The sequence below is a fragment of the Halorubrum sp. GN12_10-3_MGM genome, assembly GCF_005435235.1.
In the GTDB taxonomy this organism is placed as follows: domain Archaea; phylum Halobacteriota; class Halobacteria; order Halobacteriales; family Haloferacaceae; genus Halorubrum; species Halorubrum ezzemoulense.
Map to the genome: position 1 here is coordinate 93,198 of NZ_SGUB01000013.1, position 10,674 is coordinate 103,871.

The window sequence follows — 10,674 nt, forward strand, 5'->3', positions numbered from 1 at the left end:
CAGGTCAGTCGTCGGCGGCCGCGGCCGGCTCCGTCGCGCTCGGCGTCGGTCGGTCGCGGATCAGGTCCGCCGCCCGCTCGGCGACGGCGATCGTCGGGGCGTTCGTGTTGCCGCCGACGAGCGTGGGCATCACGCTCGCGTCGACGACGCGGAGCCCCTCGACGCCGTGAACCCGAAGCTCCTCGTCCACGACCGCCGCCTCGTCGTCCCCCATCGCGCACGTGCCGACGGGGTGGTACACGGTGTGGCACGTGTCGCGGACGTGCCGGGCGATCGCCTCGTCGGTCTCGGCGTCCTCGCCGGGCCACACCTCGCGCCCGACGTGCCCGGCGAGCGCGTCCTGCCGGGCGATCTCGCGGGCGCGCTTGACCCCGTCCACGAGCGTTTCGAGGTCCGCGTCCGCGTCGAGGTAGTTCGGGTCGATGATAGGGTCGTCGAACGGGTCGGCGGAGCGAAGCGTGACGCGCCCGCGGCTCTCCGGCCGGAGTTGCGTCGCGCCGATCGACAGCCCCCGCCCGGTCTCAGGGTTCGCGAAGCCGTGGTCCATGAAGTACGAGGGAGCGAAGTGGAACTGGAGGTCGGGCCGGGAATCGGCGCCGTCGGTGCGGACGAACCCGCCGGCCTCGGCGACGTTGGAGGTCAGCTTCCCGCGCTTGCGGAGGAACCAGTTGAAGACGTCCAGCAGGCCGCCGGCGTCGTCGAGCGTGCTGATGTCGCCGTCGGTCTCGTAGACGGTGAACGCGAACAGGTGATCTTGGAGGTTCCGACCGACGCCGGGCGACGCCGTCTCGACATCGATGCCGTGGTCCGCGAGGTGGTCTGGGTCGCCCACGCCCGAGAGCATGAGGAGCTGCGGGGAGTTGACCGCGCCGGCGCTGAGGAGGACCTCCTCGGCGGCCCCCGCGGACCGGCTCTGATCGTCCTGACTGTACTGAACTCCCGTCGCGCGACCGTCCTCGATGGTCACCTCGGTCACCTGCGCGCCGGTCTCGGCAGTGAGGTTCGGTCGGTCGAGGGCGGGCTTGAGGTACGCGTCGGCGGCGCTGTGGCGTTCCCCGTTCTTCTGCGTGACGTGGTACATCCCCACGCCCTCCTGTGCCGCCCCGTTGAAGTCGTCCGTGCGGTCGTAGCCCGCCTGCGCGGCGGCGTCGACAAACGCCTGGGAGACCGGTCGCGGCGAGGACTGGTCCGTCACGTTGAGCGGCCCCGCGGACCCGTGGTAGGGCGATCCCGACGGCGTGAACGTCTCCGCCCGCTTGAAGTACTCCAGCATGGTCTCGTACCCCCAGCCGTTGTTGCCGAGGCCCGCCCAGTCGTCGTAGTCCGACGGGTGGCCGCGGATGTAGATCATCGCGTTCGTGGAGGAGCACCCGCCGAGCGTCTTACCGCGCGGCCAGTAGAGCCGTCGACCGCCGCAGCCGTCCTGCGGCTCGGTGTAGTACTCCCAGTCCGCGTCGCTCTCGAACAGTTCCGGAAAGCCCGCCGGGATCCGCATGTTCCGGTCGTCGTCGGGTGTGCCCGCTTCGAGGAGCAGCACGCTCCTGTCCGGATCCGCGGTGAGTCGGTTCGCGAGGACGCAGCCCGCAGAGCCCGCCCCGACGACGACGAAGTCGTATTCCGTGTCTGTCATAGACTAGCATGTGAGAGACTAGTATTTAAACGGATCAGCGACTACGAGGTCGCTCGGGTCACGCCGAATATGACTGGACAGACCGGGGTCGAAGCCGACGGGGCCGCGCGTCAGTGCGTCGTCCACCCGCCGTCGATCGAGAGGTTGACTCCGGTGATGTACGAGGCCTTGTCCGAGACGAGGAACGCCGCCGGTTCTGCGATCTCTTCCGGTTCGGCGATGCGGCCGATCGGCGTCTGACTGAGGACGAACTCGTAGAAGGAGTCGTCGTTAAGCTCTGACGCAGTCATCTCGGTCTCGACGAAGCCGGGACAGATGCTGTTCACCCGGACGCCGGCGTCGGCGTAATCGACGGCCGTCGTTCGGGTGAAGTTGACGACAGCGCCCTTCGCGGTCGCGTACGCGGCCGTCTGCGGTCCCCCGACCAGTCCGAACACCGACGCGACGTTGAGGACCGCCCCCGAGGACTCGCGCAGGTACGGCATAGCTGCTCGCGTCCCGTAGATGACGCCGTTGAGATTGACCTCTAACAACTTGTGCCAGTCCTCGAGCGACGTCTCCTCGACCGTTCCAGTGAGCCCGATCCCGGCATTGTTCACGAGGATGTCCAACCCGCCGTGTTCCTCGACCGTCTGTTCGACCAGCGATTCGACGGATTCGTACGACGAGACGTCGCACTGGACGAACGAACAGCCGAGCTCCTCGGCGGTCTCTCGTCCCGCCTCCTCGGTCCGGTTCGCGATCACGACCGACGCCCCTTGATCGACGAACTCCGCAGCGATGGCCTTCCCGATGCCGGCCGAGCCGCCGGTGACGATAGCGGTCTTTCCGTCGAGCATATTTACTCGTTTGTGTGTATATTTTGTATTTCTTTCGGAATATTGATACTGATATGTACTTCCCTCGTTTCGTTGTACCGGGAATCCGCCGGGCGTTTGAAGTCCGCTACGACCGTACTAATGGGTTTAAACGCGCGATAACGGCCGCGTACGGAGTACGAACGTCGGAGGGCCGTCGGCGCCTGACGCGTCCAAGCGGGCCGCGGCGGCGTCGGCGCACACCGCGCGCCGTTCGACGGCGTTATGCCTCGCTGCCAGAATCGTTATCCGTGAACATCAACACCGTCCGAGACTCCTGGACGAACCGGACGGGCGAATACTCGCCGGCGTACTACGCCCACCGCGGGCCGAACAAGACGAGCGAGCTGATCCGTGAGGGCCTCGACGCGCGCCTCGACCGCGACGCGGCCGTCCTCGAGCTGGGGTGCGGGTCGGGCCGGCACCTCGACCACCTCGCAACCCACGGCTTCGAGGACCTCTCTGGCGTCGACATCAACCCCGGGGCGTTCGACGAGATGCGGGACGCCTACCCCGAGCTCGCCGCCGACGGGACCTTTCACTGCGGCGCGATAGAGGACGTGGTCGGCGGGTTTGACGACGGCGCGTTCGACGCGGTGTTCTCGGTCGAGACGCTACAACACCTCCATCCGGACGCCGAGCCGGCCTTCGAGGAGATAGCGCGGATCACCGACGAGCTTCTGATCACGGCCGAGATCGAGGCCCCGACGCAGGGGTCGGCGTCAGCTCCGCCGGACGTGAACTACGTCGACGAGGGGACGCCGCTGTTCTACCGGGACTGGGGCGAGGTGTTCACCTCGCTCGGGCTCGTCGAGGTCGACGTCACCCGCGGGAAGCGAGACACCACGCGGACCTTCCGCGCGTCCCGTTGACAGACGCCCGTTCCTGACGCGGTGTGAGCGCGACCGGCGGTCTCCCGCGCGACTTTTACCCGCGAGCCGACAACTCCGGACACATGGCGACTCGCGAGGCCCTCTGGGGGTACCGGAACCGGTTCGGCGACGCCTTCGGGCGCACCTACTTCCGGCGGTTCGGTCCCGGCGCCGTCTCCAGCGTCGGGATCGGGACGTACCTCGGCGACCCGACGCCCGCGGTCGACGAGGCCTCGCGCGAGTCGATCGAGCTGGCGCTCCGGTCCGGCGTGAACCACGTGGACACCGCGGCCAACTACCGCTGCGGCCGCGCCGAGCGCGTCGTCGGCGAGGCGCTCCGGGACGCCCCCCTCGACCGGGAGTCGGTGGTCGTCGCCACGAAGGGCGGCTTCCTCCCGTTCGACGGCGAGCGACCGAGCGACCCGAGCGCGTACGTCCGCGAGCGCTTCGTCGAGCCGGGGATCGTCGACCCCGACGACCTCGCGAACGGGGCGCACGCGATGACCCCCGACTTCCTGGAGTGGTCGCTCGACCGCTCGCTCGACCGGCTCGGCCTCGACGCGGTCGACTGCTTCTACGTCCACAACCCCGAGACGCAGCTCGCTGTCAGGTCGCGTGGCGACGTGTACGACGCGCTCGAAGCCGCGTTCGAGGCGCTCGAACGCCGGCGCGCCGCGGGCGACGTCGGGGCTTACGGCGTCGCGACGTGGGACGCGTTCCGCGTTGCGGAGGACGGCGACCGGTACCTCTCGCTCGCGGAGGTGCTCTCGCGGGCCGAGGCCGCCGGCGAGGCGGTCGGCCCCGACGACGACCACGGGCTCACGGCGGTCCAGCTCCCCTTCAACGTCGCGATGGCGGACGCGTTCACCCGGCGGAACCACCGCGCGCCGTCCGAGGGTGACGCGGACGGGCCCGTCTCGGCGCTCTCGTTCGCCCACGAGGCCGGGCTCTCAGTGGTGACGAGCGCGAGCATCGGACAGGGAGACCTCGCGGTCGAGGGCGCGGTCCCGCCTGACGTCGACGCGACGCTCGCCGGGGAGACGCCGGCCCAGCGCGCGCTCAACTTCGCGCGGAGCGCACCGGGCGTCACCTCGTCGCTCGTCGGCACGACCGACCCCGACCACGTCCGCGAGAACGTCGCCGCCGGCACCTTCGACCCGCTGGGCGCGTCGGCGTTCGACGCCGTCTTCGAGTGACCGCGGACGACGACCGGCCCCAAAAGAGGTTTACCCGGACCGACGGTATCGCCTCCTATGTCCCCCACCCGACGAGCCCTCCTCCGCGGCGGCGCCATCGGCGCTATCGCCGCGCTCGCCGGCTGCTCCGGCGCGGACGGCACAGGATCAGAGTCGGTCCGACGGCAGGTCTCCGGGACGGACACGGACCCGACCGTCCTGAAGCCGCGGAACCCGAGCGGCGACCCGGTCCTCCTCGACGGGAGCGCGACCAACGGCGCCGGAGAGCCCGTCGCGATCGACCGCGAGCTCGTCACGAGCGCCGAGCGGGCGGCCGAGCTGCTCGTGGCCGAGGACGTCGCCGAGGCGGACCGCGATCGGATCCGGTCGTTCCTCGACGAGACCGACTACGACGCGGAGACGGTGTACGTGTCGCCCGCCGGCATCGAGTCGTGCGAACGACTCCACATCGAGTCCGTCTCGTGGGATCCCGGGCACGTGGAGTTCGAGTACTGCCGCGAGCTCAGGCCGCCGGACGAGGCCTGTGAGGCCGACGCGCGGGTCGCGCTCGCCCTCCTCTTCCGGCTTCCGGTCGTCCTCGACGACCGGCTCACCGGGTCCGGCTCCAGCGGTAGGTCGCCGTGTCGGACTACGGACACGGAGTACGCGGTGATCGACGGGAACGCGACCGTCCCCGGGAACGCCACGGCGACCGACGAGTGGGGTGAGCTCTGATGCCGCGGGGGCTCACCCGGCGCGGCGCGCTCGCCGCTGCCGGCGCCGCCGCGCTCGGCTCGCTCGCCGGCTGCTCGGGCCGAGGGAGCGAGCGGCGGTTCTGGGACGATCCGCCGTCGCTCGACGTCGACGCCGTTCCACGCGAGTTCGACGATTCCGTCCCGGCTCGGCCGCGGATCGTCCCCGTCGGCTTCGAGCCGGAGGTCGCCGCCGCGTTCGCGGACCGCGTCGACCGCCTGCTCAGCCCGATCCCGGACCCCCTGACCGCGGAGCGGCTCCCGCACGGCGGGTTCCGCGGGCGCATCGAGGCGGAGCGGGCGGCGGCCCGCGAGGCGCTGCCGGGGCCCGACGAGCCGCTCGTTCCGCTGGAAGCGGTTAAGCGGTACTCAACGGCGCGCGATCACGCCGCGAGCGCCGTCGGCACGTGGGCGGGCGTGACCGTCGAGGGCGATCCGGGAGCGGTGGCGCCCGACGTCGGGGCGGTGCGTCAGCGCGCGTCTGAGACGCTGGACGCGCTCCCCGGTCCCGCCGCGGACCCCCTGGCGGGCGCCGCGGTCTACGGCCCGATCGAGCGGTGGTACGACGAGGCGCTCCGCCGGACGCTGGTCGGCAGCGGGAGTCCGGCCGACGAGGCGAACCCGATCCGCGCGGGAGAGGCGGTCGGAGACGTCGAGCGGGTCCAGTCGTACGTCGAGGCGGGACGGTACCTCGGCGACCGATACGCGGCCTCGCTCGCCGACCCGCAGCCGGTCGCCGAACCGATCCGCCGCGAAATGGACCGCCTCGGCAGCGCGGTCGGCGACCGGCTCCGCGAGCTCCACGGCGAGGGGGTCGAGGACCTCAGGGAGAACCCCGGCCCGGAGGCCTTCGTCGACGAGCGCGCCGTCGCGCGGGACGCGCCGAGCGCCGACCTCCTGTCGAGCGCGGTCTACCGGAGCTTCGACGGGCTGTGGTTCGACCCGGTCGCGGTCGGCGACTACGAGCCCGACCACCCGGCGACCGGGCTGACCCGGACCGCGCTCGTCCAGACCCGGCTCCGAGCGGTCGACGCTGTCGCCGCGCGCGTCGAGGCGGGCGACACGATGTTCCCGGACGACGCCGCGGCGATCGGCGCGGCGCGGGGCGCGGCGGTCGAGTCCGCCGCGGCGCTCGCGGAGAGCGAGAACCCGCTGGCGCGGTGGCTGGCGACGCAGTTCCTGCCGCTGTTCGCGGAGCAGGACGACGCGCTCGCGGCCGACGAGCGGAGCGCGCTCTCGGCCGCCACGGCGTACGCCGAGTACCGGTGGATCGAGATCGTCGCGGACGAGGCGGGGGCGGTGGCGGAGTCGGTCGCGACGGCGATCGATTCGTGAACGGCGACGGTCAGCGAGGAGAGGCGCGAGCGGTAGTCGAAGTCCGGCAGCGCGGCGGAGGCCGGTGCGGTGCGGGGGAGAGCGATTCGGAGCGGAGTGGTGCGGCGCGGGGGCCGGTGCGGTGCGACGACGGGCGAGACGACGGTCAGCGGAGCTCCTTGAACCGGCTTCCGCACTCCGGACAGATGCGGACGGAAAACACTTCGTCGGGGTCGTTCTCCTTTTTCAACACCTTTTCGCAGTCGGCACAGTTCAGCCGCTCGTAGGTGTCCTTCATCAGGTCGCCGTCGCGGAGTCCCTTGCGCGTGGATTTCATACTCCGCCGTTCGTCGTCGGGGCGGATAAAAACCCCGTACGACATCGGTCTGACGCGTCGAGCGAGATCGGCACTCGGCGGAGGGACGCGGCCGCAGCCCGCGAGCGGCTCCCGAGATCCGGGTGCGTGCGCTTCCGCAACGCTTGTGTCCGGGCGCGGAGAAGCGCCGCCGTGTCACGGACCCGGCTGTTTGGATCGCTTTGCGCGCTGGTGTTCCTCGTCAACTTCGCGCGCGTCGTGTTCGCCCCTCTGGTGGGAGAGTTCATCGACGCGTTCGGGATCCGCGAGGGGACCGCCGGGCTCATCGTCACGCTCGCGTGGCTCGGCTCGGCCGCGCCGCGCATCCCGGCCGGCTGGGCGCTCACGCGCTTCGCGCGGCGGCGCGTCATCCTCGTCTCCGGCGCGATGCTGACCGCGGGGGCGCTCGGCGTCGCCCTCGCGCCGAGCGTGCTCGCGCTGATGGTCGCCGCCTTCGCGATCGGCTTAGCCTCCGGCGTCTACTTCGTCGCCGCGAACCCGTTTATCGCGGAGCTGTTCCCGCAGCGCGTCGGACGCGTGATGGGCGTTCACGGCATGGCCAGCCAGCTCGCCGCCGTCATCGCCGCGCCCGCCGTCACCGTCGCGCTGTGGTACGACTGGCGGTACGCCTTCTACGCGCTCGCGCTCGCCGCGGCCGCCAGCACGGTCGTGTTCGTCGCGCTCGCGCGGCGGACTGACCTCCCGGACGCCGGCGCGAGCGACACCGACTTCCTCGGGGCCGCCCGCGGCGAGTGGAAGCTGATCCTCGCGGGCATCGTGCTGATGGGCCTCACGAGCTTCGTCTGGCAGGGCCTGTTCAACTTCTACGAGCTGTACATGATCGACAAGGACCTGACGCGGTCGACCGCGCGGAACCTCTTGACGGTGATCTTCGCCGCCGGCGTGCCCGCCTTCCTCGTCTCGGGCGACCTCGCCGACCGGCTTCCCCACGTCCCGTACCTGCTCGGCATCGTCACGGCGTTCGTCGGCGGGGTCGTCCTCGTGGTCGTCGCCGAGGGGCTGGCGGCGGTGATCGCCGCGAGCGTCGTCGTGGGGTTCGCCATCCACATGCTGTTCCCCGCTGGCGACACGTACCTGCTCGCGTCGCTGCCGGACGAGTCCCGCGCGTCGGCGTACGCGATGTTCTCGGCCGGGATGATGTCAACGCAGGCGGCCGGCTCCTGGGCCGTCGGCGAGGCGATCGAGGCGGGCGCGACGTACGACGCCGTCTTCCTCTCGCTCGCCGGGGGGCTGGCGCTCCTCGTCGCGGCGTACGCGGTGCTGTACCGCCTCGGACGCGTTCCCGGGGGCGCGGCGGGCGCGACGCGGAGGGTCTGAGGCGACGCCCCGAGCGCCGACCCCGCGGCCCGGCCGACCCCCCGCTCGGGGACCGACGCCGGGTTGGGGCACCGCACCTGTTTTGGTCGTCGCTCCCGTGTGATCGGTAAATGGAGTACGTTCAGGAGCGCGTGACGACCCTCCACGCGTTGACCGACCACCGGCCCGACGCCCCCACGGACCGCGCGGCGGTCGTCGTGCCGATGACCGAGCGCGAGTACGGGACGCTCGCGGCCGAGCGCGTGCTCTCGACGCTAGAGACGGTCGACCCCGCCCGCGTGATCGTTCCGCTCCGGGCGTCGCCCGACCGCGCCGGCCCGTTCGCGGACTGGCTCGACGGGTTCGACCTCGACGTCGAGACGCTGTGGTGCGACGGCCCCGAGCTCGCCTCGCTGCTCGAAGCGCGCGGGCTCGACGGCGACCGCGGCAAGGGTCGGGACGTGTGGCTCGCCCTCGGTCGCGCGCTCGACGAGGAGTTCGTCGTCGTCCACGACGCCGACACGAAGACCTACTCGCCGGCGTTCGTGAACCGGCTGCTGTTCCCGCTCGGGGAAGGGTACGCGTTCTCGAAGGGGTACTACGCCCGCGTCGAGGACGGCTCGCTGTACGGGCGGCTGTTCAGGCTGTTCTTCCGGCCGCTCGTCCGCGCGCTCGGCGACGCCGCGCCGGGGCGGGAGCCGGACGTGCTGGCGTACCTCTCGGCGTTCCGCTACGCGCTCGCCGGCGAGTTCGCGGCGACGAGCGAGCTCGTCTCCGAGCTCCGAGTCCAGCGCGGCTGGGGGCTGGAGGTCGGCACGCTCGGCGAGGCGTTCGACCGCGCCGGGTTCGCCGACAGCGCGCAGGTCGACCTGGGGAGCTACGAGCACGACCACCGCTCCGTCGAGGGGCCGACCGGCCTTGCGGACATGAGCCGGGCGGTCGGCGAGGCGACCCTGCGCGCGGTCGAAGACGCCGGCGTCGACGTCGACTACGACGGCCTCGCCGAGCGCTACCGCGAGGCCGCCGAGACGCTGGTCGACGGCTACGCGACCGACGCGGCGTTCAACGGGCTCTCGTACGACGCCGCCGACGAGCGGTCACAGGTGGCGACGTACGCCGAGGCGCTGGGGGAGCCCGGGCCGGACGCTCGACTCCCGGCCTGGCGGAACGCTCCCGTCGACCCCGACGAGGTCTTCGAGGCCGCGACCGCCGACCTCGACGGGGCTCGGGGCGGGGGCACGGACGGCGGAACCGGCGCCGGCGGCAGCCCCGCGACCGACGCCGGACAGACGGGGCCCGCGCCGGGAGAGGACTGACGATGGCGCACGGGAGCGGGCCGAGCGTGGCCGCGCGCGACGACCTCGCCGGCGTCGTCGACCTGTTCGAGTGGCTCACCCGCGCCGAGCTCTCGCGGGCGCTCTCAGAGCTGGCGTTCAAACAGCGGACCGAGGCCGACGAGGCCGCCATCGACGCCGCGATCGACCTCGCGGTCGACGAGTACGCGCTCGTGCCGGCGCCGGACGGGGCGCTCTCCGGGGACGACGTGACGGGCCACACCGCCGAATCGACCGCGCTCGCGGTCGGTCCCGCCGCGTTCCCGACGCTCCCGGAGGGCGCCGAGGACCTCCCGCACATCCTCGACGTGCCCGACCGGGGCGTCGACCGCGAGGCGCTCGCGGACGCGGTCCTCGACCGGCTCCGCCGCGAGGCGGTGACGGCGATAGACGAGGGGGACGCCGAGCGACTGGAAACGCTCGCGGACGTGACCTACGACGTGGAGGCGTGGGCGCCGGTCGACGTGGGCCCGGTCCGGACGCGGATCCTCGCCGAAGTGGACGAGTGACGGCGTCGGACTCGGGAGCTTACCCCGAGAACTCTGACTCGCTCACGCGGACGACGAGCGTCTCGTCGACATCGCGGAGGTCGTACTCGGGCGTCTCGCCCTGTCGCCGCCGGACGTAGAGGGGTTCGACCGGGAGACCGTCGACGAGACCGAACATCTTCAATCGCTGGTCGGTCTCCTCGGGCGGCACGTCGCCGTCGCGGACCTCGCGGGCGAGGTCGCGGGAGAGCCACTCGTCGGACGCGACGGAGGGCTCTAACACGAGCGCCTCCTCGACGAAGCGGACGAGGTACCAGTCGAGGTCGTTGAGGAGCGAGACGGCGGCGCCGAGGCTCACGGTGTCGACGGCGACGCTGTTCTCGAACGGCTCCTCGATTCGGTAGGTCGCGAGCGCGTCGCGAGCCGTCTCGCGGGAGAGCAGCTCGTAGGAGAGCTCCACGTCGGGGTCGCGAACGTACCGGTCGCGCAGCGAGCCCTCGACCCGCGAGAGCGAGAGCCGCAGTTCCGGCCCGTCGTCTGACTCGTCGTCGCTATCGGTCCCGAGACAGCCGGCGGCGGC

General features: G+C 71.7%; 11 protein-coding genes. 7 read left to right on the forward strand and 4 right to left on the reverse strand.

Translation table 11 applies throughout. The features are described 5' to 3' along the window. Window positions 1-4 precede the first annotated feature (4 nt). Both EXE47_RS11265 and EXE47_RS11270 read right to left on the reverse strand, forming a co-directional pair. On the reverse strand, window positions 5-1,630 hold the full coding sequence (locus EXE47_RS11265; protein WP_137708291.1) for a GMC family oxidoreductase: 1,626 nt from the start codon (window positions 1,628-1,630) through the stop codon (window positions 5-7). Between the two features lie 110 nt (window positions 1,631-1,740). After that, window positions 1,741-2,469 carry an SDR family NAD(P)-dependent oxidoreductase gene (locus EXE47_RS11270; RefSeq protein WP_049929408.1) on the reverse strand — a complete coding sequence of 243 codons (729 nt, stop codon included), beginning with the start codon at window positions 2,467-2,469 and terminating at the stop codon, window positions 1,741-1,743. A 269-nt stretch (window positions 2,470-2,738) separates the two neighbouring features. Here EXE47_RS11270 and EXE47_RS11275 point away from each other — a divergent pair, with 269 nt between their 5' ends. The 4 genes from EXE47_RS11275 (at window position 2,739) to EXE47_RS11290 (ending at window position 6,621) form a co-directional block, all read left to right on the forward strand. Then, window positions 2,739-3,359 (forward strand): class I SAM-dependent methyltransferase, encoded by a 621-nt coding sequence (locus EXE47_RS11275; protein WP_049929407.1) that lies wholly within the window; start codon window positions 2,739-2,741, stop codon window positions 3,357-3,359. An 83-nt stretch (window positions 3,360-3,442) separates the two neighbouring features. Then, window positions 3,443-4,555 carry an aldo/keto reductase gene (locus tag EXE47_RS11280; RefSeq protein ID WP_137708292.1) on the forward strand — a complete coding sequence of 371 codons (1,113 nt, stop codon included), beginning with the start codon at window positions 3,443-3,445 and terminating at the stop codon, window positions 4,553-4,555. A 57-nt stretch (window positions 4,556-4,612) separates the two neighbouring features. Continuing rightward, a complete protein-coding gene (locus tag EXE47_RS11285) occupies window positions 4,613-5,269 on the forward strand; it encodes a hypothetical protein (protein WP_049929405.1) in 657 nt (218 codons plus the stop codon). After that, window positions 5,269-6,621: a hypothetical protein gene (locus EXE47_RS11290; RefSeq protein ID WP_094580695.1), complete on the forward strand. Its 1,353-nt coding sequence runs from the start codon at window positions 5,269-5,271 to the stop codon at window positions 6,619-6,621. The genes EXE47_RS11285 and EXE47_RS11290 overlap by 1 nt, the downstream gene beginning before the upstream one ends. 145 nt (window positions 6,622-6,766) lie before the next feature. Here the strand turns inward: EXE47_RS11290 and EXE47_RS18710 are convergent, their stop codons facing one another. Next, window positions 6,767-6,937, reverse strand: a complete 171-nt coding sequence (locus tag EXE47_RS18710; RefSeq protein ID WP_167373059.1) for an HVO_0758 family zinc finger protein — start codon at window positions 6,935-6,937, stop codon at window positions 6,767-6,769. Window positions 6,938-7,108: 171 nt separating this feature from the next. On the opposite strand from EXE47_RS18710, the gene EXE47_RS11295 reads away from it, so the two are divergent. The 3 genes from EXE47_RS11295 to EXE47_RS11305 all read left to right on the forward strand — a co-directional run bounded on the left by EXE47_RS11295 (window position 7,109) and on the right by EXE47_RS11305 (window position 10,115). Continuing rightward, on the forward strand, window positions 7,109-8,293 hold the full coding sequence (locus tag EXE47_RS11295) for an MFS transporter (RefSeq protein WP_049929403.1): 1,185 nt from the start codon (window positions 7,109-7,111) through the stop codon (window positions 8,291-8,293). Window positions 8,294-8,403: 110 nt separating this feature from the next. Next, window positions 8,404-9,588, forward strand: coding sequence for a glycosyl transferase family 2 (locus tag EXE47_RS11300; protein WP_137708293.1), 1,185 nt, complete (start codon window positions 8,404-8,406; stop codon window positions 9,586-9,588). A 2-nt stretch (window positions 9,589-9,590) separates the two neighbouring features. Further along, window positions 9,591-10,115 (forward strand): hypothetical protein, encoded by a 525-nt coding sequence (locus tag EXE47_RS11305; protein WP_049929401.1) that lies wholly within the window; start codon window positions 9,591-9,593, stop codon window positions 10,113-10,115. Window positions 10,116-10,134: 19 nt separating this feature from the next. Here the strand turns inward: EXE47_RS11305 and EXE47_RS11310 are convergent, their stop codons facing one another. Then, window positions 10,135-10,584, reverse strand: a complete 450-nt coding sequence (locus EXE47_RS11310) for a DUF5804 family protein (RefSeq protein WP_137708294.1) — start codon at window positions 10,582-10,584, stop codon at window positions 10,135-10,137. Window positions 10,585-10,674: the final 90 nt, after the last annotated feature.

Coding starts and splice junctions, on each gene's coding strand:
- EXE47_RS18710 (WP_167373059.1), bottom strand. CDS start 6,937: ATGAAATCCACGCGCAAGGGACTCCGCGACGGCGACCTGATGAAGGAC.
- EXE47_RS11270 (WP_049929408.1), bottom strand. CDS start 2,469: ATGCTCGACGGAAAGACCGCTATCGTCACCGGCGGCTCGGCCGGCATC.
- EXE47_RS11305 (WP_049929401.1), top strand. CDS start 9,591: ATGGCGCACGGGAGCGGGCCGAGCGTGGCCGCGCGCGACGACCTCGCC.
- EXE47_RS11285 (WP_049929405.1), top strand. CDS start 4,613: ATGTCCCCCACCCGACGAGCCCTCCTCCGCGGCGGCGCCATCGGCGCT.
- EXE47_RS11290 (WP_094580695.1), top strand. CDS start 5,269: ATGCCGCGGGGGCTCACCCGGCGCGGCGCGCTCGCCGCTGCCGGCGCC.
- EXE47_RS11300 (WP_137708293.1), top strand. CDS start 8,404: ATGGAGTACGTTCAGGAGCGCGTGACGACCCTCCACGCGTTGACCGAC.
- EXE47_RS11265 (WP_137708291.1), bottom strand. CDS start 1,630: ATGACAGACACGGAATACGACTTCGTCGTCGTCGGGGCGGGCTCTGCG.
- EXE47_RS11280 (WP_137708292.1), top strand. CDS start 3,443: ATGGCGACTCGCGAGGCCCTCTGGGGGTACCGGAACCGGTTCGGCGAC.